Genomic DNA, 23,636 nt, shown 5'->3' on the forward strand with positions numbered 1-23,636 from the left:
ATCCGCGCCTCCTGCCGCTCATCGCGCTGTGACCTGCACATCCGTGACGGCTGTGCGGCCTGCGATCTAAGTCATCAAAAGATGAGTTCTCCTTTTGATGAAGTCTACGTATGATGACATCCATGTCAATGGACATCGCGTGCGCGGTTCCGCACCGGCCGCGGACTACCAGGAAAGGCGGAACGCGATGACAACCTCCGACGATCTCGGTCGCCTTCTCGCCGCTGCGCAGCAGCCGACGCAGGACCGCGGTGCCCTGCGCGTCCAGGTGTTCTGCCTGCCGCACGCGGGCGGCGGCGCGATGCACTTCCAGAGCTGGCAGGGCTGGCTGCCGCACGCGAGCGAGGTGATCCCGATCGACCTGCCCGGCCACGGGCGCCGCTTCCGGGAGCCCCTGGTCGAGGACTGGCAGTGCCTCATCGACGACCTCACCGGCCAGATCGTCGACCGGATCACCGGGCCGTACATCGTGGTCGGGCACAGCCTCGGCTCGCTGCTGGCCTACGAGGTGGCCCGCAACCTGCAGAACCGGCGCAACTCGCCGGCGCTGCTGGTGGTGGCCGGGCGCAACGGGCCCGCCGCGGGCCTGTCCCACCGCCCGATCCACGAGCTGCCCGACTCGCAGCTGCTGGCCGCGCTCAACCGTCTCGGCGGCACCCCCGCCGACGTCGACGAGCACCCGGAGCTGCTGGCGATGTACCTGCCGATGCTGCGCACCGACCTGCGGCTGGCCGAGACCTACCGGCGCGAGCCGGGGCCGCCGCTGTCCTGCCCGATCGCCGTGTTCGGCGGCCGCCAGGACCCGATGGCCGACTCGCTGGGGATGCTGGCCTGGGAGCGGGAGACCACCGAGTCGTTCGACATGACGATCTTCGAGGGCGGCCACTTCTTCCTCACCGCCCGCGCCTTCACCGCGGCTTTGGCCGCCCGCCTCGACAGACTCGTCGAGGAGCTGGCGGCGGTGTGACCGCCGCTTTTTCATACACAGACCTGGGGGAACAGGGATGCGACTCAGTCGGGGACGAAATGAGCAGGAGTCCATAGCGATCATCGGAATCGGCTGCCGCTACGGGGGCGGCATCGTCGACTTCGACTCGTTCCAGAGGGTGATCGCGGCCGGAGTGGACGCGGTCGGCACGGTGCCGCCGGACCGGTGGAGCGCCGCGTTCGACTCCGGCGACCGGACCACCGCGGGCGCCGGGTACTGCGGGCGCGGCGCGTTCCTGCCGGACGTGGGCCGGTTCGACGCGTCCTTCTTCGGCATCCGGCCGGAGGTGGCGCGGGAGATCGACCCGCAGCACCGCCTGCTGATGGAGGTGGCCTGGGAGGCCGCGGAGCACGCCGGGCTCGGCGAGGACGGGGCCTCGCGCCACCGGACCGGCGTCTTCTTCGGCATGCTGGCGATGGACTATCTGCTGCTGCACGCGCAGGGCGGCGGCACCAACGCCATCGACCGGCACTTCGCCAGCGGCCGCGAGTTCAGCTTCGCCGCCGGGCGGCTGTCCTACCTGCTCAACCTGAGCGGCCCGGCCATGACGGTGAACACCGCGTGCTCGTCGTCGCTGGTCGCGGTGCACCTGGCCTGCCGCAGCCTGATCAGCGGCGAGTCCGACGTGGCCCTGGCCGGCGGGGTGAACGTGCTGGTCGCGCCGGACCTCAACATCTACCTCACCAAGCTGGGCGCGCTGTCGCCGACCGGCCACTGCAAGCCGTTCGACGCGCAGGCCGACGGCCTGGTGCGCGGCGAGGGCGTCGGCGTGGTGGTGCTCAAACGCCTGGCCGACGCGGAGGCCGACGGGGACCGGGTGCTCGCGGTGATCCGCGGCAGCGCGGTGAACCACAACGGGCGTGCCATGACCCCGACCATGCCCAGCATGGAGGCGCAGGTCAGCCTGCTCGCCGACGCGCTGCACGATGCCGGGGCGCACCCGGACGACGTGCGGTACGTCGAGGCGCACGGGCCGGGCACCCCGGTCGGCGACCCGGTCGAGGCCGCCGCGCTCAGCAGTGTCTTCACCCCGCACCGCCCGGCGGGCCTGCCGCTGTACGTCGGCTCGGTGAAGGCCAATCTCGGCCACACCGACGCGGCGGCGGGCGTGGCCGGGCTGCTCAAGGCGGTGCACGTGCTGCGCAGCGGGCAGGTGCCGCCGCAGCTGCACCACCAGACGCCGAACCCGGCCATCGACTGGGCCGGGTCCTGCCTGCGAGTGATGCCCGACGGCGCGCCCCTGGACCTGCCCCGGCACGGCCTGGTCGGGGTCAGCTCGATCGGCCTCAGCGGCACCAATGCGCACATCCTGCTGGGGCGGCCGGACGAGGCGCCAGCCCCGGTTGCGGCGCCGCCGCGCTGGCACGCGCCCCGGCTGGGCACCCGGCCGAGCCCGGTACGCCCGGCGGCGTACCCCCGGCATGCGGTCACCGAGCCGGGACCGCACCGGCGGCGCCCGCTGCTCCTGCTGCTGTCCGGCGCCGACGCCAAGGGGCTCGCGGCGGCGGCCGGCGACCTGGCCGGCCTGCTCGCGGAGACTCCGGCGCGAGGGCTGCCCGACATCCAGCACACCCTCGCGCACCGCCGCTGGCACCTGAACCGCCGCGCCGCCGTGCTCGCCCCCTCGCTGCCCGCGGCGCTGGACTCGCTGCACGCGCTGGCCGACGGCCGCTCCGCGGCACACGTGCTCACCGGCAACGCGGCCGCCGCGCCGGACGAGGCGGTGGGCCTGCGGCTGGTCGGCGAGCCGCTGTCCACGCTGGCCGCGGCGCGTTTCCTCTACCAGAGCGAGCCGGACTTCCGGCAGGCGTTCGACGAGTGCCGGACGGCCGTGGACCGCTCGGCGGGCCGGGGCGTGCGGCTGCTGTCCGACACGGTCTTCGCGGACCGGAGCACCCACGTGGCGGCGCAGATCTCCGTCCAGATCGCACTGTGCGAGCTGTGGCGGCTGTGGGGCCTGCCGCCGGAGGACGTGACCGCCGACGGCGTCGGCCGCTATGCCAAACTCGTGGTCACCGGCGCGGCGGGCCTGGACGAGGTGATGCAGGCGGTGAACCGGCGCTACACCGGCCGGGGCCGCCGGATCGCGGAGCGCTCGCGCTGCCGCCCGGTGCCGATCGTGCCCGCCCGGGGCGCCGCGCGCGCCGAGGTGCCCGGCGCCCGGCTGGACATCCGGCCGAACACGACGGTCGGCGAGCTGATGACGGGCGCGGCGCACCTGTTCTGCCAGGGGGTTCCGCTGGACTGGTCGCGGGTGCTGCCGGGGCGGCACCACGCGCTGCCGCGGCGCCGGTTCGGTGGCGAGGTGCTCTGGAGCCCGCATTCGGCAGCGGTGAGTGAGGTGCCGGTGGGCGTTCAGTCACATTGAGCGGACCTCATTGTCAAGCAGATTCCGGATGGTATGCTGATGAATAATCAGCACTCGATGAATTCTGCTGTGAATGGGATCAAAATGGTAAATCAGTCAGCTGACCGAGAAGAAGCGGCTGCCACCAAGACGGTGCGCCGTACCCGTACCGGTCGGCGTCCCGGGGACAGCCGGACCCGCGAGGACATCGCCGTGGCGGCGCGTGAGCTGTTCGCCGAACGCGGCTACGCCGGCACCACGATCCGCGCCATCGCCGCGCGCGCCCGGGTCGACGGGGCGCTCATCCACCACTTCTACACGGACAAGGCGGGCGTGTTCGCCGCCGCCGTCTCCGACATCGTGCCGCTGAGCAACGGCGTCGCCGACGTCGTCGCCGAGGCCGGCGACGATCTGCCCGAGGAGCTGCTGCGGCTCTACCTGGACCTGTGGGAGTCCGACTCGGGGGACGCGGTCAAGGCGATCTACCGCTCCTCGCTGGCCGACCCGACCGCGTCCGGCCTGCTGCGCGAGACCAGCAGCGACAAGCTCAACGCCACGCTGGCCCAGGCCATCGACGACCCCGACGCCGACCTGCGGGCGGCCATCGTGGGCGCGATGATGTTCGGCCTCGCCGCCTCCCGGCACATGCTGGCCCTGCGCCCGCTGGCCACCGCCAAGCTCGACTCGGTCATCGACATCATGGCGCCCGCCCTCGCCGCGATCATCAACCCGCCGAAGCCCGCCGACTGACCCGCCTCGCCCGCCCTGGCACCTGGTCAGCCAGGCGCGCCGCAGCACCGCGGCGCGCCCGGGATCCGAGGTCAGGCTCGGGCGATGCGGAAGACGCGGACGTAGCTGCCCCGCCAGTAGCCGAGGGGGAAGCGGTTGCGGTGGGCCTCGCCCTCGACCATCCGCCCGAGCACGATGACGTGGTCGCCCGCCTGCACGGTGTCGTGCACGATCAGCTGCGCGGTGGCCACGGCCGCACGCAGCTGCGGCATGCCGCTGGCGTCGTCCCAGGCGACGGTGCCGAACTTGTCCTCCACCGGGCTCGCGAACAGCGCCGACACCGCCTGGGCGTCCGCGTCCAGGAAGTTGACCGCGAACCGCTTGCGGGCCAGGATCGCGTCCAGCGTGCGGCTGGGCGCCTTGACGCAGGCCAGCAGCATCGGCGGGTCACCGGAGACGCTGCACACGGCCGAGCAGGTGAGCCCCTGCGGCCGCCCCTCGTCGTCGACGGAGGTCACCACGCAGACCCCGCTCGGCAGGGAGCCCATGACCGCGCGGAACGTGTCCATGTCCACGCTGGCCGGGTGCTGTCCTGTCGATGTCATCAGATCCTCCCCTCGACGATCGCCGCGGCCAGCGCGGTGCGATCCTTCTTGCCGTTCGCGGTACGCGGCATCGCCTCGACCACGTGCACGGTGTCGATGATCATGTATGTGGGCAGCCCGGCGGCGCAGTGCCGCTTGAGGCTCAGCAGGGACGGCCGGGTGTCGCCCGCGGCCACCACCACGGCGTGCAGCCGCGCCGCCAGCCCGTCGCCGGTGGTGAGCACCAGCACGTCGTCCACGGCGGGGTGCGCGGCCAGCACGGCCTCCACCTCGCCCAGCTCGACCCGGTGCCCGCGCACCTTCACCATGTGATCGAAGCGGCCGACGTACTCGAACACGCCGTCCTCGGCGCGGCGGCCCAGGTCACCGGTGCGGTACGGGCCGAGCTGCGGCTCGCGGCCCCAGTAGCCGGTCATCACGGTCGGCCCGGCCACCACGATCTCGCCCTCGCCGCCCTCCGGGTCGAGGTAGACCTCGTCGCCGCTGGCCGCCTCGCCGATCGGCAGCGGGCGGTCGCGCTGCAGGTCCGCGTCGGTCACCTCGTACGAGGTGCACACGTTCGTCTCGGTGGGGCCGTACCAGTTCCACAGCCGGATCTTCGGCCAGGCCTGGCGCAGCTCCTTGACCTGCGGCATCGGGAACGGCTCGCCGGCGAACACCACGGCGCGCAGCGCGGGCGGCGGGTCGGCGGCCAGCAGCCCGCCCTGGTGCATCATCAGCACCAGCGCCGAGGGCACCGAGTACCAGACCGAGATGTCCTGCTCGCGCAGGAACTCGACGAGCTGCGCCGGGGCGTACGCCATCTCGTGCGGGATCAGGTGCACCGACGCCCCGGCGTGCAACGTCGCGTAGAGGTCGAACACCGACAGGTCGAAGTTGAACGGCGCGTGGTTGGACAGCCGGTCGACCGGATTCACCCCGACCAGCTCGACGGCCCAGTCGACGAACGCCAGCGCGTTGCGGTGGCTGATCGCCACGCCCTTGGGCGTGCCGGTGGAGCCGGACGTGTAGAGGATGTACGCGACATCCCCGGGCGCCGCGTCGAGCACCGGCAGCGGCTCGGTGGCCGCGGAGTCGAGGTGCTCGAACGCGACCACCGGGCAGCCGCCGGGCACCTCGGGACCGGCAGCGGCGCGTTCGGCGTCCGCCGCGACCAGGGTCGCCGTGCAGTCCTCGGCGATCCGGCCGACCCGTGCCGCCGGATTGCCAGGAGCGACCGGCACGTAGATCGCGCCGATGCGCAGCGCCGCCTGCATCAGGGCCACGGCGGTGCAGCTCTTGTCGCTCCAGATGAGAATGCGGTGCCCGGCCTCGACACCGGCGTTGAGCAGGCCGCGCGCGTACCGGTCGGCGGCGCTGTCCAGCTCGGCGTAGGTCAGCGTGCCGTCCGGCCCGGCCACGGCCAGGCTGTCCGGGTATCGGGCGGCGGATCGGGTGAGCAGTTCGTACAGCATCACAACCCCAATTCCTTCGCGATGATGTGCCGCTGGATGTCGGAGGTGCCGGAGAAGATCGTGGCCGGCACGGCGTCGCGCAGCGCGGCCTCGATGCCGTCCGCGCGCTGGTAGCCGCGCCCGCCGAAGACCCGCACTGCGTCCAGCGCGGTGGCCAGCACCCCCTCGGAGACGGCGAGCTTGGCCATGGCGACCGACATCGGCCGCGGCCCGCCCTGGTCCATCTCCCAGCAGGCGCGGTGCAGCAGCAGCCGGGCCGTGTCGGCCCGGAGCTTCATCTCGGCGATCCGGTGCGAGACGGCCTGGAAGTCGGCCAGCGCGCGGCCGAACTGCCGCCGCTCGCGGGCGTGCGCGACGGCCCGCTCCACCAGCCGGTCGAGCAGGCCCAGGTAGCCGGCGAACAGGCAGGTGCGCTCCCAGCTCATCGACTGCTGGAAGATCGCCCCGCCCTGGCCCTCCACCCCGAGGACCCGCTCGTGCGGCACGAACACGCCGTCGAACCGGACCGGACCGGCCGGGCAGGAACTCAAGCCCATCTTGTCGAACGGCTCACCGGCCACCAGGCCCGGCGAGCCGCGGTCCACCACGAACCCGGTCACGCCCAGGTGCCCGGCGTGCGGGTCGGTGGTGGCGTACGTGACGTACACGTCGGCGGCCGGGCCGTTGCTGACGAACGTCTTCTCGCCGTGCAGCACCCACCCGCCGTCGGTCTCGGTGGCGGTGACCGCGAGCCGGGACACGTCCGATCCGGCGTCGGCCTCGGTCATCGCGTTGCCGGCGATCAGCGTGCCGTCGCACAGGCCCGGCAGCAGCTCCCGCTTGGCCTGCTCGCCCGCGAACTCGGCGATCGGCGCGGCGCAGGCGAACTGGTGGGCGCTGGACGCGAAGACCAGGCCCGTGTCGGGGCACCCGTAGCCGAGCGCCTCGATCTGCCGTGCCGTGTCGAGGGCGCCGAGCCCGCCGCCGCCGTACTCGGTGGGCAGGCTGCAGCCGAGCAGGCCAAGCTCGCCCAGGCGGAGCCAGTCCTTGCGGGTGTAGAAGCCGTCACCGCGCGGTGCCTCAGCGAACGCCTCGCGCACGGCGGTGACCGTGTCCGCGTGCCGTCGCTGCTGTTCAGGGGTCCAGCCGAACTCCACGGTTCCTCCTCGGGCGCGCCGCGGTCACAACGGGATGTTGGGCAGTCGGTGCGGCACCGAGCGGCGGCGGCTCAGTGCGCGGATCAGGGTGGTACGGGTGTCCGCCGGGTCGATGACCGCGTCGACGATGCCGTCCCGCACCGCGGCGGCCAGGCCGTGCTCGGTCTGCCGATACTCCGCGACCAGCTCCGCTTCCAGCGCGGCGCGTGCGGTGTCGTCGTCGACCGCCTCCAGCCGCCGCCGGTTGGCCACCCGCACCGTCGACTCGGCGCTCATCACGTCCACCTCGGCGCCGGGCCAGGCGTAGACCGCGTCGGCGCCGAGCGAGCGGCTGTTCATCGCGATGAACGCGCCGCCGAACGCCTTGCGGGTGACCAGGGTGACCCGGGGCACCTGGCACGCGGCGAACGCGTGCAGCAGCTTCGCGCCGCGGCGCAGCACCCCGTTGGTCTCCTGGCTCACCCCGGGCAGGTAGCCGGGCACGTCCACCAGCACCACCAGGGGCACGCCGTACGCGTCGCACAGCCGCACGAAGCGGCTCGCCTTGTCGCCGGCCTCGGCGTCCAGGCAGCCGCCGAGCTTCAGCGGGTTGTTGGCGACCACGCCGACGGTGCGCCCGCCGAGGCGGCCCAGCGCGGTCACCACGTGCGGCGCCCAGCGCGGGTGCAGCTGCACCGCGGGCGCGTCCAGCAGCGCGTCGACCAGCTTGGTCACGTTGTACGCCTGGCGCGGCGACTCCGGCAGCAGCGCGCGGTAGTCCTCTCCGTCCAGGGTGTTGCCGGCCCGGCCGAAGGCCCGCTGGTCGCCCAGCAGCGTCACCAGCTCGCGGGCGGCGTCCAGGCACTCGGCCTCGTCGCGGCGGATCAGGTGGGCCACGCCGCTGTGCCGGGAGTGCACCGCCGCGCCGCCCAGCTCCGCGAAGCCGACCTCGACCCCGGTCGCGTCGCGCACCACGCGCGGGCCGGTGACGAACATCGACGCCTCTTCGGACATGATCACGAGGTCGGTGAGCGCGGAGCCGTACGCCGCGCCGCCCGCCGCCGAGCCGAGCACCACCGAGATCTGCGGGGTGCGCCCGGAGGCGGCGACGATGGCCCGGAACACCCGGCCCACCCCGTCCAGCGCGCCGACGCCCTCGGTGAGCGAGGCGCCGCCGGACTGCCACAGGCCGACCACCGGCAGCCCGCGCAGGTCGGCCTGCTCGATGCACTCGGCGATGCGGGTGCAGCCCTCCTGCGTCATCGCGCCGCCGCGGCGGGCCGGGTCGGTCGCGTAGGCCGCGGCGGGGACGCCGCCGATGGGGCCGTAGGCCACGGCCACCTCGCTGTCGCGGGCCGGGAGCAGCAGCTCCGGATTGCCGCCGTCGAAGAGCCCGAGCAGTCGCGCGCTGGCGCGGTCCGCCGTCCCGGCGCCCGGTGCGGGCCCGGCGGGCAAGGTCTCGATAACCGTCATCTGCCGCCCCCGGAAACATGTGGAAGAAAACTCATCTGAAGATGAGTATCCGGTCTACACTGGACTTGTCAAGCGTTGAATTCCCCACCTGTTGAGAAAGGTGAGCGTCCATGGAGATGACTACCCGAGATCTGATCCTGGAGGAGACCCGGCGGCAGATCGCCGAGCACGGGCTGGACGCCACCACCATCCGCGGGGTGGCCCGCCGCGCGGCCGTCGATCCGGCCCTGGTGCGGCACTACTTCCACTCGCGGCTGGAGCTGATCGACGAGGCGACCGAGCTGGACCTCGACATCCGGCGCATGGTCCGGGTGGTCGTGCACGGCTCGCCCAAGCTCGCCGGCCGGCGGCTCGTGGGCACCGTGCTGCAGGTCTGGGACCACCCGGAGGCGGGGCTGGTGCCGATGGCGCGCCTGGCCGCGGCCCTGACCGACCACAACGCGGCGCAGCTCGCCCGCACCGACCTGATCGAGCAGTTCCTGGGCGAGGTGGTGACCCGGCTGGGCGCGGACCAGCCCCGGCTGCGGGCCCAGCTCATCGCCTCCCAGCTGCTCGGGCTGGCGCTGTTCCGCTACCTGGTGAGCGAGCCGGTGCTGGCCGGGGCGACCGCGGCCGGGCTGACCTCGGTGTTCGGCGACGCGGTGGGCCGCTACCTCACCGAACCCGTGTGACCTCAGACCGAAGCTCCCTTCATGTCGCCGGCAGCATGAAGGGAGCTTCGGTCTGAGAGGACGACCGCGGGCGTCAGCGGGCGCCGGCCCGTTCCGCCGCCGGGTAGACGGGCGTCGACCACGCCTCGTGGGCCAGCCGGCGCGCGTGCTCCTCGGCGCTCTGATTGACCCGGCGCATCGCGTAGCGCAGCACCGGGGGCGCCATCAGCGAGGTCACCACCGCGACCAGCACGATGATGGTGTACGACGTGGTGTTCAGCACGCCCACGCGCAGCCCCACCATCGCCACGACGACCTCCACCACGCCGCGGGCATTGAGGCCGGCGCCGAGGGCCAGCCCCTCCCACCGGTTCAGCCCGCTCATCCAGGCGCCCAGGTAGGCCCCGACGAACTTGCCGAGGATCGCCACCGCCAGCACGGCCAGGGCGATGAGGAACATGGTCGGGTCGCCCAGCACCGTCAGGTCGATCCGGAGACCGGCCGTCGCCAGGAAGATGGGGGCGAGCACGGAGAGCACGACGGTGCGCAGCGGGGCCAGCCGTTCCGCGTCGACGACGCCGGGGCGGCCGACGATCATGCCGACCACGAAGGCGCCGAAGACGGCCTCCAGGCCGAGCAGGTGCGTGACGGCGCCGCCGAGCACCATGAGCCCGGCGACCACCGCGGGGGTGGTGCCGCGGTTGTCGGAGCGCCCGGCCAGCCGCAGCGCGCCGGACACCAGCGGGCGGCCGAGCACCGCGGCGAACACCACGAAGCCGACCAGGAAGAGGACGGACCGGGTGACCTGCCAGGCGCTGAGACCGATGGTCGCCATCGCCGACACGACGGAGAGCAGCAGCCAGCCGACCGCGTCGTCGACGGTGCCGGCGGCAATGGTCAGCTGGCCGACGTCCCGGTGCAGCAGCCGCATGTCGGTGAGCGTCTTGGCGATCACCGGGATCGCGCTGACGCACATGGCGACCCCGAGGAACAGGGCGAACACGGTCCGGGACACTCCGTCGGGCACGATCGCCGCGGGCAGTGCGTAGCTGAGCGCGATGCCGAAGCCGAGCGGGAGCAGCAGTCCACAGAGGCTGATCCGCACGGCGGTGACCCCGCGGCGGCGGATGAGCCCCAGGTCGAGGTGGGCGCCGGTGATGCCCACCAGCAGCATGACGCCCAGCAGGCCGACGGCGTCCAGCAGGTGGACCTGACTGGCCTCGTTCGGCAGCAGCCAGGCCGAGACGCCCGGGGCGAGCACGCCGAGCAGGCTGGGGCCGAGCAGCACGCCGGTGAACAGCTCACCGACGATCGCGGGCATCTTCAAGCGTTCCGCCAACCGGCCCAGGACGACGGCGACCAGCAGCAGGGTCGCCACCTGGAGCAGGAAGAGCAGCACCGCATGGGCGGGGATGGGGGGAGCTGGCTCGAATGCGAATGTCACGCTGGATCCTCCTGACCGTGGACGGCACGGAAGAGCGGCATCGTGCCGGGCCGAGGCCGGGCACGATGCCGCGATCCGTCAGAACGCGGGTGCCGCGGTCGGGGCCTTGAGCTCCCCGAGATACGGCCGCCACAGGTGGGTCTCGTCCTCCTCGACCGCGCGCACGATCTCGCGCATCTCGGCGAGCGCCGCCGGCTCGTCGTCCTCGTAGACGTCGCCCTGCAGCAGCTTCAGCACGTCGAGCCGGTAGCGCGGGTCCTGGACGAAGGCGGTGAACAGGATGTTCAGGCGGTAGTAGATGGTGATGAACTCGTACCAGTTGCTGACGCCGCGGCGCAGCTTGGTCTCGTAGATGCTGAACCGCTTCTTGGCGAAGTCACCGGCCTCGGCGGCCGCGATGATGTCGGCGCAGGCGATGCGGGCGCTGTTCATCGCGACGCTGACGCCGCTGGAGAAGATCGGGTCGACGAAGCGGGCCGCGTCGCCGATCAGCACGAAGTTGTCGCCGCAGATCTGGCTGACGCTGTAGCTGTAGTCGCCCTCGGACTTGAACGGCTTCACCTGCTCGGCCGCGCGCAGCGCGCGGGCCAGCTCCGGCCGGCTCTCCACCGAGTCCCAGAAGAACTCCTCGCGCTCGGTCTTCGAGGCCGCGAAGCGCTTCTTCTGCGTCACCACGCCGATCGAGGTGATGGTCTCGGTGATGGGGATCTGCCACACCCAGGTGTCGGTGAGCGGCAGGAAGTGGATGAAGATGTAGTCGGTCTGCTCCGGGTTCAGCGCCAGCGCCTTGCGGTCGAAGTTGTCGAACCACGTGTGGATGGCGTACTGGTTGAAGACCGGGTCGGAGATCTTGGTCTTCATCTGGCTGGCCAGCAGGGTGCGCCGCCCGGAGGCGTCCACGACCATCCGCACCGGGATCTGCTGCGCCTCGCCGTCGATGCGCACGTGGACCACGGGGAACTCGCCCTCGAAGTCCACGTTCTGCACCCGGGCGTTGTAGCGCACGTCCGCGCCGAGGCTGGCCGAGTGGTCCAGCAGGATCTTGTCGAAGATCCCGCGGTCGACGTGGTACGTGTGGTCGCGGTCGACGCCGGGCTGGTCACGCTCGTGGAACAGGATGTCTGCGGCGCGGAAGTCGTGGGTCAGGCCGGTGAAACCCATGTGGTCGATGGGCCGGGACTCCGCCGAGGTCCAGGCCGCGCCGTACTTCTTCGGGAAGTTCGCGGCCTCGATCTTCTCCATCGCGCCGATCTCCAGGAGCACCGGCGTGGTGGCGGGCACGAGGGACTCGCCCACGTGCTCACGGGGGAACGTCTCGCTCTCGAGGACGACCACCGAGAGGCCGGCCTTCGCGAGGTAGGACGCCGCGGTCGAACCGGCGGGGCCGCCGCCGATAACTGCGATGTCGAACGCTGGTTGCACGATCGCCTCCTTGTCGTTGGGCGTGGGCGTCAGGCGCTTGCGACCTCGGTGGGCAGCAGCGACCGCACGAGGCTGGTGATGGTGTTGATGCTGCGGAAGTGCCGGCCGGTGATGGCCGTCGGCGGCACCGAGACGTGCAGCTCTTCGCGGATGAACGTGAGCAGCCGGGCCGTGTTCATCGAGTTGAGGACGCCCCACTCCAGCAGCGGGGAGTCCGCGTCCAGCTCGCCCGCCGACTCACTGCCCAGCAGGTGGTCGACGATGAACGAGGTGACGCGGGCCTGGATCTCGTCGGTGTCGATGGTGGTCACTTCTGTGCTCCTCGGGTTCTGGCTACGTGCGGCTCCATAGCGGACGGTCGGACAGCAAAAGTCATCTTGTGAGGAACTCTACAAGCGATGAACTGTCTCGACAAGGCGCATCTTCCCGATCACCGCGCGTAGCGGGTGTGACCAGGGAAGATCTGACGGCGGAGACGCTGCTGCGGGCGGGGTACGCCGCATCCCGCCGGCCCGGAGGCGGCTCGGCGGGATGCGGTGGGGAATCCGGAGCTAGAAGCCCGTGGCGTCCAGGAAGGAGCGGACGGCGGCGGCGAAGCCGGCCTCGTCGTCGTCGTACACGAAGTGGCCGCCGGTCAGCACGGTCAGCGTGGCCCGGGGCGCCTTCGCCGCCATCTCGGCGGCGTGATCGGCGGCGAGCACGAAGCTGTCGCTGCCCGCGATCAGCAGCGTCGGGCAGGACACGGCCAGCCAGTCCGCCCAGTGGTCGCCGTTGAGCCGGTCCTGCGCCGCGAGGGCGTCCTCCACCCGGCAGGCCAAGCCCCAGCCGTCGGCGTGCTCGCGTACCCCGTCCACCAGGTACGGCCCGAGGAAGCCGAGGGCGTCGAGGAACTGCTCGCGGCTCGGCGCACGCTCCGGCCAGGCCCGCGCGAACGACAGGTCGGCCTCGATCACGGCGCCCACGTCGGCCACCACCAGCGCGCTGACCCGCTCGGGCCGGCGCGCGGCGAGCTGGTACGCGTTAGCGCCGCCCAGCGAGTGCCCGACCACGGGCAGGCGTTCCAGGCCCAGGTGGTCGAGCAGCGCGACGAGGTCGCTCAGGAAACCCTCACGGGTGTACGGCGGCGCGGGGTCCGACGACCCGTGACCGCGCTGGTCCGGCGCGATGACCCGGCGGCCGGGCAGGGCCGCGGCCAGCCGGGCGAACGCACGGCCCTCGCTGAACAGCCCGTGCAGTGCGAGCACGGGCTGTCCGGTGCCGAAGTCGCGATAGGCCAGCCGGTGGCCGCCGAGGTCCAGGTACCGCGGTGAGGGGAGGTCCGGCCACCGCCCCATGCCGCCATCACCAACCACGAATGGATGGTCTTAGTTGTTTGCGCCCGCAGTCAACCGCACATCCGGCAACGATACGTAGCCGTGATGCTACTTATGGGTAGTTCAGGTCAGCCGGCCGGCGTGGGCGGCTCCTCCGTCCGGGGCCGCGCCTCGGTGAAGTCGCCGCGCTCGTACGCCGCCACGATGGCCCGCCGCTGCAGCTTGCCGCTGCTGGTGCGCAGCAGCCGCCCCGGGCGCAGGAAGTGCACGTCCTCCGGGCGGACGGTGACGCCGGTGGCGTGCACCAGGTGCTCCACGATGCGGGCCCGGCACCCGCCCGGATCGGCCCGCGCGGTGCGGTCCGCCTCGGCCAGCACCACGATCCGCCCGCCGGCCTGCGCCACCGCCACCCGCCGGATGAACGCCAGCTGCTCCAGGGCCTGCTCGAAGTCGGCGGCGAACAGACTCTGCCCGTTCACCTTGATGCGGTCGCTGATCCGGCCGGTGATGAACAGCTCGCCGCCGTCGACGAAGCCGATGTCGCCGGTGGCGTAGAAGCCGTCCGTCCCGGTCAGCGGCCGCGGGTCGTCCAGATAGGAGTCCGCCAGCGTGCCGCCGGCCAGCTCGATCTCGCCGAGCTGGCCGTCGCGGCACACGCGGCCGTCCTCGGTGCGCAGCCGCACCGTGAACCCCGGCATCGGCGGCCCGACCGAGATCGCGGGCAGCCCCGAGGGCGAGCGCACGATGCGCACCCGCCCGCCGCGCGGCCGGCTCGTCACCACGAGCACCGTCTCGGCCATGCCGTAGCAGGGCATGAAGACGTCGTCGCGCAGCCCGGCCGGGGCCATCAGCGCCAGGAACTCCTCCAGGTTGCGGATGTTGATCGGCTCGCTGCCCAGGTAGATGACGTGCAGCCGGGACAGGTCCAGCTCGGCCAGCTCCGCCCGGTCCAGGTCGCGCATCAGCCGCAGCGAGTAGTCGACCGCGAAGTTCGGCACCACCGTGCCGCAGACGCCCTCGCGCGCCATGTGCGCCCACCAGCCGTACGCGTCGAACAGGAACGTCGACGGCTCGGCCAGCAGCAGGTCGCTGCCGCTCGCGAAGGAGGACAGCAGGCCGCCGACCAGGCCCATGTCGTGGTAGAGGGGCAGCCAGCTGCTCACCCGATCCTCGGGGCGGCGGCCGTCGGTGCCCAGGATCATCGCCAGGTTGGCCCGCAGCCGCCCCTGCGTGATCGGGATACCCTTCGGGAACGAGGTCGAGCCCGAGGAGAACTGCACGAAGGCCAGCTCGTCGTCGGCCGGCACCCGCAGCCGCGCGCCGGGCAGCCGCAGCTCCGGGTCGGGCAGCGGCAGCCGGGCCAGCGGCAGGTCCACCGTGGCGAGGCTCGGCGTCTGCAGCACGGCCGCCGCGCCGAACTCCCCCGCCACCCGGCCGAGGAAGTCCTCGTAGCCGGCCTTCGGGCTGTGCGGCAGCAGCGGCTTCACCGACAGCGGCAGCGCGCCCGCCTCCATCAGGGCCAGGAACGACAGGATCACCGCCGCCGAGGTCTCGAACGGCACGATCACCCGGGTGCCCGGCCCGATGCCGTGCGCGCGGAAGTGCTCGGCGTACGCGGCGATGCGCGCCGGGAACTCGCGGTAGAGCACCGTCTCCGGCGGGTCGGCGAACTTCTCGTACAGGTGCAGGCCGTGCTCGGGCACGGTGTCGTGGTTGCGCTGGACGTGTTCGAGCACGGCGGGCTCCTACTCCTCGGTCGCCGGGACGGCCCCGGCGCGCTTCATCCAGCCGGCCACCCCGGGCAGCACCTCGGCCTCGGCCCGTGCCCCCCGGATCACGTCGTAGTGGCCGGGATCCCAGCTCAGGCCGGTCTGGCGGCCGTACACCCGGAAGTCCACCGGGCCGCCCAGCCGGTCCGCGAGCTTGCGGCCGCGCGCCGGCGAGGCGTGGAACGTGTCGGCGGCGCCGATCGCCACCAGCGCGGGCACGGTCACCCGGGACAGCGCCTGCCAGTAGTCGGTCGTGCCGTCGGCGCTGCGGAACTCGCCCCGGGGCGCCCAGTCGGCGAACTGCCGCATCAGCCCCGCGGGCTCGTCCCAGCGGCCCTGCCGCAGCGCCTTCGCGGGGAACCGGCCGGCCAGCCGGGCCAGCAGCGCCGCGCCGCGCAGCTGCACGCGCTTGCCCGCCCCGCCCTCGGAGTAGTCGTTGACCGCCGAGGAGATGGTCACCACCCCGGCGAGGTGCCGCTGCAGCGACGGGTCCACGCCGAGCGCGGCCAGCAGCGCGTACCCGATCATGCTGTGCGCCAGCACGAACAGCGGCCCCTGGTGGGCCGCGGCCACCCCGCGGATCAGGTCGGGGAGGTCGTGGCGCACGTAGGTGTCGAAGTTCCAGTCGTACGCACGCCGCCGGGGCCAGCGGCTCCGGCCGTGCCCGCGCAGCGACGCGACGTACGCGGTGAACCCGCGCTCCACGAACACCGTGGCGGGACCGCGCCCCGCCGAGCTGAGGAAGAACCCGCCGTCGGAGAACAGCCCCGGCAGGAAGAGCACGCCGGGGGCGGCGCCGCCCTGCGGCGGGACCTGCCTGACGTGCAGCTCGTGACCGCCGGACGTGGGCACCCAGCGCTCGGACCCGGTGACAAGGCCGGACGTGCTCATCTGCACTCCACTCGGTAGTAGGCGGCGCCGTCAGCGGGGCGCGGCGGTCGCCAGGAAGTCCTGCATCGAAACGAGACACCGCTGGGCGGTGTCCAGGAACGCGACCGTGACCAGCGCGTCCACCGCCGGTCCGGGCACCTGCGGCAGGTGCAGCCGCTGCCGGAAGCGGGCCCGGAAGGTGAGGTCGTCGTCCGCGATCTCCTGCTCGCTCGGCGACTCCAGCCGGGTGCGCACCTCGACCTCGCCGCGCGGGAGCTCGGCCAGATAGTCGATGTTGATCGAGGCCACCACCGCGACCACCCGGTCGCCGTGCACGATGCCCTGACGGCCCATCCAGTCCCAGCGGCCGGCCTCCAGATACTCCAGCGCCACCGCGTTGTTCACGTGGCCCAGGGCGTCCAGGTCATTGGGCCGGACGGGGAGCGTAAGCCGTGATTCGCCGAAGAACATCGCGGGCCTTCCGATCGATCGTGCCGAAGAAGCGCTGGTAAACCGAGGTCCGGCCGGTCACCACGACCACGGAGGAGACGAAACCGCCGCTGTGCGAGATGGAGACGTTCACCCGCAGCCGGTGCCGGGCCAGGTGGCGGGCGAGCGAGCCGCGGATGTCGAACTCCGGTCCCCCGTGCGGATCGTGGACCACCTCGGCGTCCGTCCAGAACCAGGGCTCCCGGGCCGGTGGCAGCGCCTTGAACAGCGCCTCCTTGGCCGCGAAGGCGCCCGCCAGGCTCTGCAGCGGCCCCACCGCGCCGGCGAAGCGGCGCAGCTCACGGTCGGTGAAGAAGACATCGGGCTCGCGCAGCCCGGAGGCGACCTCCAGCTCGCTGATCAGCTGGAGGTCGTGCCCCAGGCCGATCAGCTGCCCAGCAGGTCCAGCCAAGTGTCCTCGACCTCTTCCCGCGTGTGCACCTCGATGCCGGTGATCTTCTTGAGCGCGCTGCAGACCAGCTGCTCCTTCTTCTCGATCGCCTCCGGGCGGAAGTCCATCTCCTTGGTCTCCAGCTGGTCCCACCAGTTGACGTGGGTGCCCCGCTCCTCCAGCTTGTCGCGGGCGCTGCCCTGCAGCTCGCCGTCCTCGCGCAGGAACAGGTGCGCCACCGCGAACGCGTCCTTGGCGTGGTACTCCCCGCTGTCGACCAGGGCCTTGGCGAACGCGATGAAGTAGTTGCGGTGCTGGATCTCGTCCGCGGCCACCTGCTTGAAGATGCGGCGCAGGCCCGGGTCGGCCACCACGTGCTGGCACTGGCCGTAGTTCACCGCGGCGGTGATCTCCGAGATCGCGAGCAGCACCAGCGTGCGCAGCATGTCGTCGTCGGGGAAGACCTGCCGGAAGTTGATGAACGTCTCGTCGTCGATCGGCTCCATGCCGGAGAGGTCGGCGAGGCGGTTGAACACCGTCTCGTGGTGCGCCTCCTCCTCGTTCCAGTACCGGCTCCAGGTGCCGCACGCCTCCATCACCGAGGCCAGCGCCGGGTTGGTGTCCCGCCAGCGGTTGCACTCGGCGTTGGCCTGGCGTTCCAGCCGGTCCGCACCCGGCTTGGTGGTCAGCTCGGCCCGGCCCGCGTTCCAGACCAGCATCCGGTCGGTCGGGGTCAGACTGTCCAGGTCCACCGCGGCGAGCATGTCCACCACGCTCCACCGGCGCGACTCGTGCAGCCGCTGCTGCTCCCAGGTCACGTCCACGAGCGACATGCCGCGCTCGGTGAGCGCCGCCCAGAGGTCGGTGAGGATGGCGGGCGGTCCCGCGGGCACGGTCGACCGGCGGATCCTCGGCTGCACGTCCATGACGGTCATGCCACGGCCTCCCTCTGGCGGTCGAACTCCTCCTGGAAGACCCTCAGCACGGTCGTGGTCGGGGTGTCGAGCGGCATCGCGGGCAGGCGCACGCGGGCGCCGTACTCCTTGCGCAGCGCGTTGGCGGTGCGCGCGAACGCCTCCATGAGGTCGATGCTGTTGGTCATCCGAGGGCTGCGGGCGATCACGGTCGCCAGCGTCACGTCGTCGCCGAACAGCTGGTCCTCCGGCAGGCCGGCATGTTCGGCGAACTTCTCCCTGAGGTAGGACTGCACGTCGGTCTTCATCATGCGAGGAATTCTACAAGCGATGAGTCTTACTGCCAAGGGGGTCGATGTCCCGCAGCACGCAGGCCCCGCGCGGGGTGCCGCACCGGGTACGGGTGGTCAGGCGGGGAAGGCGAGGCGCCGCCGGACAGCCGAAAGGCCCTTCCGGCGGACCGGAAAGGCCTTTGACGTGGGGTGTGCGGTGGGCCGCCAGGGACTCGAACCCTGAACCTACGGATTAAAAGTCCGCAGCTCTGCCATTGAGCTAGCAGCCCGTGCCTGCCAGGCTACCGGATCAGGGGGCACCGGTCGCCGGGGTATCCGCCCAGGCGCGCTGCCCGTCGCCCATCGGCAGCAGAAGACCCTGCTGCTGCGCGCGCAGCACCGTGGTGAGGCGGTCGCTGGTGCCGAGCCGCCGGTACACCCGCTCCAGGTGCTTGCCGACGGTACGCGGTGACAGCCCCAGCCGGCGGGCCATCGCCTGGATGGTCAGGCCCTCGCGCAGCAGCGCCACGACCTGCCGCTGCCGTTCGGTGAGCGCGGGCGGGCCGGCCGCCGCCGCGTGCAGGCGCTCGTCCAGCGCCGCCGCGACCAGCCGGTGCGCCCTGGCCCAGGTCTCGGTGAGCGCGTGCAGCGCGACGAGCCGCTCGGTGGGCAGCTCACGCAGGCCCGCGTCGTCGCCCGCCGCGGCCCGCAGGCAGCTCAGCGTCAGGTCGGCCGTCAGCCGCGGCGGCCCGGCGCCGTCCGTCATGGGTGCGGTGGGTGAGGTCGTCGTTACGGACATCGCGGATCCCCTCGGTTCGTGGGCGTAGGACGGTCGGCCTCCTCGGTGGACGGAGATGCGAAACCTTAGGGCGGCTGCCGCAAGCCCTTAGCCGCGCTGCGCGAGCGGGCGCGCGAGGCGCCCGTCCGTGGGCGCAGGTAAGGGATCTGGCCGTTCCCGGCTGCAGCTATACCGCTGCTGAGCAGGGCGGATATACCGTTCCCGGCATCAGGTCGCCGCGGCACGCGGTGGGTCCGGATCCCCTCAGGCACCGCCGATCGAGCCAGTTCCGCTCCGATCGCGACGGCCCGGCGGATTGGGCCCGGCGGTGCGGCGCAGGAGCCGAGTAGAGGGAACGGGACATCATGGCCGGCGAGAGCGAGAAGCACGACGACATCCCGGGCCTGCGGGAGCTGGCCCGGCGGGGCCTGCTGGCGGCGTACGTCGCCGCGGCCTCCGCGCAGGAGCGCCGGCGGCTGCGCGTGGAGGCGTACGACCTGCTGCTGGCCCTGGTCTTCGGGCAGCTGACCCGGAACCTGGAGCTGCGCCGGGGGCACCGCGGGTGCGCCCGCGGGGTGCGCCACCTGGCCGACGAGTGCCTCCACCGCTTCCACGACGACATGGACGCCGTCCTCGACCACCTCTTCGCCAACGCGAAGGTGCCGATCCAGAACCTGGAGGGCTGGGTGCGGCGGCGGCTGACCCACGCCACCGTCGACGCGTACCGGCGCCGCCGGGGCGAGCGCGGCGCGCTGCAGCGGCCCCGGGTGCCCGGCTGGCTGGCCGAGCGCCTCGGCGAGCGGGCGGACCTCGCGGAGCTGGCCGTCGAGATGCTCGAGTGGGTGGGCGTGGAGGCCACCGCGGGTGCGCAGGACTGGCCGTTCGACGCCTGGGCGCAGGCGCGGGCGGCCCGCACCGGCGAGGACCTCGACAAGGCCCGCCGGGCGGTGACCGAGGACGTGGCGCTGGTGCTCGCCGCGATGCGCGGCCGCTCCCGGTGGTTCGCTGACTATGTCGAGCGGCCACTGGGCCGTAAGCGCCCGGCGCCGGCTGCCGACGATGCCGACACGCGCTCCGCGGAGGAGGCCGGGCAGGGCGGGCAGGACTCCCTGCGTGACCTGGCCGCCCTGGCGCTCGCCGCGCTGGAGCTGCGCCTGGCCCGGGGTGAGGAGCCGCGGGCGGCGGTGTCCGAGGTGCTCCGCACGGTGTTCGCCGCCGGGTCCGGCCGGGAGAGCCTCGGCCGGCTGCCGGGGGCGTCCGCCGGGCCCGACGCGTGGGTGCTCGCGCAGCTGGCCGACCCGGCCGCGGTCGCCCGCATCACCGACGCGGTGCTGGCGCTGCTGCCGGAGCACCGGCGCTGACCCGCCGGCCGGCTGCCGGGGCAGGCCGCCGCGGCGGTGCGCGGCCCGGCTGTCGGCGATCACGAGCAGTCCTTTCGTGGTGGTGCGAGGTCGGTTGAGGGTCTGACGGACCGGGCGCGGCCCGCCCCGCGCGGGCGGCGTAGCGCCGGCGTGCCGCGCGGCAGGCGTGCGCCAGCCGGGCGGGCAGCCGGACGGCCCGCTCGGACGGCGGCCCCGGCCAGGCGGTTCGATCGTCCTGGGTCGATCGGGCGGGCCCGGCGTGAGTGCCTGGGTGAGCAGCTCGGCACCCGGAATGATGTTCGGCATGGCTTCCGCCTTCATCGGGCGTGCCGCGGAACTCCGCCGGCTCGCCGACCTGCTGGCCACGGTGCGCGAGAAGGGCCGGCCCGCCACCGTCCTGATCGGCGGCGAGGCGGGTGTCGGCAAGAGCGAGCTGCTGACGCTGTTCTGCGAGCAGGCCGCGGCAGAGGGCGCTCAGGTGCTCTCCGGCGCCTGCATCGAGCTGGGCTCGGGTGCGATCCCGTACGGGCCGCTCATCGAGGCGCTGCGGCGGCTGGTGCGCGAGCGCACCGAGGAGAAGGCGCGGGAGCTGGCCGGCCCGGCGTGGAGCGAACTCGCCCCGCTGATCTCGGACTTCACGGGCGCGGAGGCGCCCGTCGGGGGCCAGGGTTCGCAGCTGAGCGTCTTCGGCGCGGTCTCCCGGCTGCTCGACCACATCGGCCGGACCACGCCCCTGGTGCTGGTCTTCGAGGACGTGCACTGGGCCGATCCGTCCACGCTGGACCTGATCGCCTACCTGACCCGCATGGGCTCCGACGAGCGGCTGCTGCTGATCTGCACCCACCGCAGCGACCTGGAGCGCGGCCACCCGGTGCGCCGGGTGCTGGCCGCGCCGCAGTTCAGCCGGGGCATGCACCGCATCTCGCTGTCCCGGTTCACGACCGCCGAGATGCGGGACCTGATCACCGCGCTGGCGACCGAGCCGGCCGGTCCCGAGCAGGTGGCGCGCTGCGCCGAGCTGGCCGACGGCAACCCGTACTTCGCGTCGCAGCTGGTGGCCGCCGGTTACCTGGCGGACCCGGATCGCCTGCCGGAGACGGTCGCGGACATGATGGCGGTCCGGCTGGAGCAGCTGAGCCCCGCCGCGGCCAAGGTGGTCGAGGTCGCGGCGGTGGCGGGTCGGCGGGTCGGCGACCGGCTGCTCGGCGCGGTGAGCGAACTCGACGCCGAGACGCTGGCCGACGCGCTGCAGGAGTGCCTCGACCAGCTCGTCCTCGTCGAGGACCGGACCGAGCGGGGGTACGCCTTCCAGCATGCGCTGCTGCGCGCGGCCGCCTACGAGCGGATCGCCGATCTGCGGCGCAGGCTCCGGCATGAGGCGGTGGCGCGGGCGCTGGCGGCCGAGGCGGAGAAGCACTCGCGCCTGGTGCCGGAGCTGGCGTACCACTGGTTCGCGGCGGCGCAGGAGCCGGAGGCGCTGGCCTGGGCGGTGCGCGCGGGTGACCTCGCGGTGCGGATGCGGGCCTTCCAGGAGGCGGAGACGCAGTACCGGCGGGCGCTGGAGCTGTGGCCGGGGGTGCCCGGCGCGGCGGCGGTGGCCGGCACCGCCAAGCTCCGGGTGCTGACCGTGGCGGCCGACGCGGCCCGCTGGGCGGGGCACGTGGACCAGGCGGTGCGGTGGGCGCGCGAGGCCATCGACGAGGCCGCCGAGGCGGACGGCGACCGGCTCGGGGAGCTGTACGAGCGGCTCGGCAGCTATCTGTGGGAGGCCCGGGCGGTCGACGAGTCGGCCGAGGCGTATCGCGCGGCGGAGCAGCACCTCGCGGGCGGACCGCCGTCGGCGGCCGGGTCGCGGGTGCAGGCGGCCCTGGCCACGGTGGCGGTCCGGGACGGGCAGCACGTCGACGGCCTGGCGCGGGCGAAGCGGGCGGGGGAGCTGGCGCGTGCGGTGCGGGCGCGCGCCGAGGAGGGCCGCGCCCTCAACAGCGAGGGCCTGGCGCTGACCATGCTCGACGAGCCGGACGAGGGGGTGCGGGCGCTGCGTCAGGGGCTGGAGATCGCGATCGAGGTCGACCATCTGGAGGACACGCTGCGGGCGTACGCGAATCTGGGGTTGTGCCTGGAGCACGCCGACCTGCTCGCCGAGTCGGTGGAGGTGCTGCTCGACGGGCTGGCGAAGGCCCGGGGGCTGGGCCTGCTGCACACCCGGCAGGGCGGGGTGCTGGCCAACAACGCCAGCGCGACGCTGACCCTGCTCGGCCGGTGGGACGAGGCGGTGGCGCTGCTGGACGAGGCGCGGCCCGAGCCGCCCGCCACCGAGACCGCCTACCAACTGCTGAACCGGGCCGAGATCGCCACCGCCCGCGGCCGGTTCGACGAGGCCGAGGGACTGCTCAGGGAGGTGCGCAGCCGGCCGAACACCGATGCCCGGTTCGTCGGCCCGCTCTACGGGTGCCTGGCCGAGCTGGCGCTGTGGCGGCACGACGGCGGCCAGGCCGCGGAGGCGGTCACGCGTGGCCTGGAGGCGATCGCGGGCAGCGAGAACGTCCTGGTCCGCCTGCAGCTGTACGCGATGGGCCTGCGGGTGGCCGCCGACGGCCACCTGTCCCGGACCGGCCCGCAGGAGCAACGGCCGACGCTGGCCGACGTGGCGGCGCTGCTGGACGCGGCGCGGCAGACGGTCGCCGGGCACCCCGGCTCACCGGGCACCAGGCTGCTGCTCGAACAGTGCGAGGCGGAGCACGCGCGGGCCGCCAGCGTGGACGCGGCGGCTGCCTGGCGGCGGGTGGCTGACGGCTGGGAGTCGCTGGAGCGGCCCTACCCGATGGCGTACGCGCGCTTCCGCGAGGCCGAGGCGGAGGCCGTGGCCCGGCACCGGCGCGCCACGGTGGCTGCCGGCGGCGCGTTCGCGGCCGCCGAGAGGCTGGGCGCCGAGCCGCTGCGCGAGCAGATCGCGGCACTGGCCTCGCGATACCGCCTCGATCTGGTGAAGCCGCTCCCGGCACCGCGCCCGCCGCTCGGCCTGACCGACCGGGAGTTCGCGGTGCTGCGCGGGATCCGGACCGGCCGGACGAACCGCGAGATAGGACAGACCCTGTACATCAGCGAGTCCACGGTGAGCGTGCACGTCACCAACCTGATGCGCAAGCTCGGGGTGCGCAACCGCGCGGAGGCGGCCACGGTGGCCCTTCGCGAGGGCTTCTTCGCAGGTGACTGAGGGGGTTACGTAATTCGACGTAAGGCCGGACCGGT

Annotated in this window: 21 protein-coding genes and 1 tRNA gene; 6 read left to right on the forward strand and 16 right to left on the reverse strand. The window is 73.0% G+C overall.

All coding sequences use genetic code 11. The features are described from left to right. Window positions 1–187: 187 nt before the first annotated feature. The 3 genes from CS0771_RS07855 (at window position 188) to CS0771_RS07865 (ending at window position 4,085) form a co-directional block, all read left to right on the forward strand. Entirely contained in the window at window positions 188–967 is a 780-nt protein-coding gene (locus CS0771_RS07855) for a thioesterase II family protein (protein WP_212840404.1), read from the forward strand. Window positions 968–1,004: 37 nt separating this feature from the next. Further along, window positions 1,005–3,356, forward strand: a complete 2,352-nt coding sequence (locus CS0771_RS07860) for a beta-ketoacyl synthase N-terminal-like domain-containing protein (protein ID WP_212840405.1) — start codon at window positions 1,005–1,007, stop codon at window positions 3,354–3,356. Between the two features lie 192 nt (window positions 3,357–3,548). Beyond that, window positions 3,549–4,085 carry a TetR family transcriptional regulator gene (locus CS0771_RS07865; RefSeq protein WP_212840406.1) on the forward strand — a complete coding sequence of 179 codons (537 nt, stop codon included), beginning with the start codon at window positions 3,549–3,551 and terminating at the stop codon, window positions 4,083–4,085. Between the two features lie 71 nt (window positions 4,086–4,156). Here CS0771_RS07865 and CS0771_RS07870 read toward each other — a convergent pair whose 3' ends face one another. The 4 genes from CS0771_RS07870 to CS0771_RS07885 are packed head-to-tail and all read right to left on the reverse strand — an operon-like array spanning window position 4,157 to window position 8,711. After that, on the reverse strand, window positions 4,157–4,669 hold the full coding sequence (locus tag CS0771_RS07870) for a flavin reductase family protein (protein WP_212840407.1): 513 nt from the start codon (window positions 4,667–4,669) through the stop codon (window positions 4,157–4,159). Next, on the reverse strand, window positions 4,669–6,123 hold the full coding sequence (locus CS0771_RS07875) for an amino acid adenylation domain-containing protein (RefSeq protein ID WP_212840408.1): 1,455 nt from the start codon (window positions 6,121–6,123) through the stop codon (window positions 4,669–4,671). The genes CS0771_RS07870 and CS0771_RS07875 overlap by 1 nt, the downstream gene beginning before the upstream one ends. Further along, window positions 6,123–7,259: an acyl-CoA dehydrogenase family protein gene (locus CS0771_RS07880; RefSeq protein WP_212840409.1), complete on the reverse strand. Its 1,137-nt coding sequence runs from the start codon at window positions 7,257–7,259 to the stop codon at window positions 6,123–6,125. The genes CS0771_RS07875 and CS0771_RS07880 overlap by 1 nt, the downstream gene beginning before the upstream one ends. Before the next feature lie 24 nt (window positions 7,260–7,283). After that, window positions 7,284–8,711 (reverse strand): acyl-CoA carboxylase subunit beta, encoded by a 1,428-nt coding sequence (locus CS0771_RS07885; protein ID WP_212840410.1) that lies wholly within the window; start codon window positions 8,709–8,711, stop codon window positions 7,284–7,286. A 110-nt stretch (window positions 8,712–8,821) separates the two neighbouring features. Here CS0771_RS07885 and CS0771_RS07890 point away from each other — a divergent pair, with 110 nt between their 5' ends. Next, window positions 8,822–9,382 (forward strand): TetR/AcrR family transcriptional regulator, encoded by a 561-nt coding sequence (locus tag CS0771_RS07890; protein WP_212840411.1) that lies wholly within the window; start codon window positions 8,822–8,824, stop codon window positions 9,380–9,382. A 73-nt stretch (window positions 9,383–9,455) separates the two neighbouring features. Here CS0771_RS07890 and CS0771_RS07895 read toward each other — a convergent pair whose 3' ends face one another. From CS0771_RS07895 to CS0771_RS07950, 12 genes are all read right to left on the reverse strand, one after another. Then, complete coding sequence (locus tag CS0771_RS07895; protein WP_244870669.1) at window positions 9,456–10,805, reverse strand: cation:proton antiporter; 1,350 nt, start codon at window positions 10,803–10,805, stop codon at window positions 9,456–9,458. A 78-nt stretch (window positions 10,806–10,883) separates the two neighbouring features. After that, window positions 10,884–12,227 (reverse strand): NAD(P)/FAD-dependent oxidoreductase, encoded by a 1,344-nt coding sequence (locus CS0771_RS07900; protein ID WP_212840412.1) that lies wholly within the window; start codon window positions 12,225–12,227, stop codon window positions 10,884–10,886. Between the two features lie 29 nt (window positions 12,228–12,256). Beyond that, window positions 12,257–12,538: an acyl carrier protein gene (locus CS0771_RS07905; protein WP_203750872.1), complete on the reverse strand. Its 282-nt coding sequence runs from the start codon at window positions 12,536–12,538 to the stop codon at window positions 12,257–12,259. Window positions 12,539–12,778: 240 nt separating this feature from the next. Beyond that, entirely contained in the window at window positions 12,779–13,579 is an 801-nt protein-coding gene (locus CS0771_RS07910; RefSeq protein WP_212840413.1) for an alpha/beta fold hydrolase, read from the reverse strand. 89 nt (window positions 13,580–13,668) lie between these two features. Then, complete coding sequence (locus CS0771_RS07915; RefSeq protein ID WP_212840414.1) at window positions 13,669–15,276, reverse strand: AMP-binding protein; 1,608 nt, start codon at window positions 15,274–15,276, stop codon at window positions 13,669–13,671. A gap of 9 nt (window positions 15,277–15,285) precedes the next feature. Then, window positions 15,286–16,200 (reverse strand): serine aminopeptidase domain-containing protein, encoded by a 915-nt coding sequence (locus CS0771_RS07920; protein ID WP_212840415.1) that lies wholly within the window; start codon window positions 16,198–16,200, stop codon window positions 15,286–15,288. A gap of 30 nt (window positions 16,201–16,230) precedes the next feature. Next, window positions 16,231–16,584, reverse strand: coding sequence for a thioesterase family protein (locus CS0771_RS07925; RefSeq protein WP_212840416.1), 354 nt, complete (start codon window positions 16,582–16,584; stop codon window positions 16,231–16,233). A 19-nt stretch (window positions 16,585–16,603) separates the two neighbouring features. Further along, window positions 16,604–17,080, reverse strand: coding sequence for a holo-ACP synthase (locus CS0771_RS07930; protein ID WP_203750880.1), 477 nt, complete (start codon window positions 17,078–17,080; stop codon window positions 16,604–16,606). Continuing rightward, complete coding sequence (locus CS0771_RS07935) at window positions 17,056–17,994, reverse strand: acyl-ACP desaturase (RefSeq protein ID WP_212840417.1); 939 nt, start codon at window positions 17,992–17,994, stop codon at window positions 17,056–17,058. The genes CS0771_RS07930 and CS0771_RS07935 overlap by 25 nt, the downstream gene beginning before the upstream one ends. After that, a complete protein-coding gene (locus CS0771_RS07940) occupies window positions 17,991–18,284 on the reverse strand; it encodes a hypothetical protein (protein WP_212840418.1) in 294 nt (97 codons plus the stop codon). Before CS0771_RS07940 ends, CS0771_RS07935 begins: the two co-directional genes overlap by 4 nt. A 179-nt stretch (window positions 18,285–18,463) precedes the next feature. Continuing rightward, window positions 18,464–18,535, reverse strand: a tRNA-Lys gene (locus CS0771_RS07945). 20 nt (window positions 18,536–18,555) lie between these two features. Further along, window positions 18,556–19,044 (reverse strand): LuxR C-terminal-related transcriptional regulator, encoded by a 489-nt coding sequence (locus tag CS0771_RS07950; RefSeq protein ID WP_212840419.1) that lies wholly within the window; start codon window positions 19,042–19,044, stop codon window positions 18,556–18,558. Window positions 19,045–19,388: 344 nt separating this feature from the next. On the opposite strand from CS0771_RS07950, the gene CS0771_RS07955 reads away from it, so the two are divergent. Further along, a complete protein-coding gene (locus tag CS0771_RS07955; RefSeq protein ID WP_212840420.1) occupies window positions 19,389–20,384 on the forward strand; it encodes a hypothetical protein in 996 nt (331 codons plus the stop codon). Between the two features lie 304 nt (window positions 20,385–20,688). After that, window positions 20,689–23,601: a helix-turn-helix transcriptional regulator gene (locus CS0771_RS39380; protein ID WP_212840421.1), complete on the forward strand. Its 2,913-nt coding sequence runs from the start codon at window positions 20,689–20,691 to the stop codon at window positions 23,599–23,601. Window positions 23,602–23,636 lie beyond the last annotated feature (35 nt).

Source organism: Catellatospora sp. IY07-71 (assembly GCF_018326265.1).
In the GTDB taxonomy this organism is placed as follows: Bacteria; Actinomycetota; Actinomycetes; order Mycobacteriales; family Micromonosporaceae; genus Catellatospora.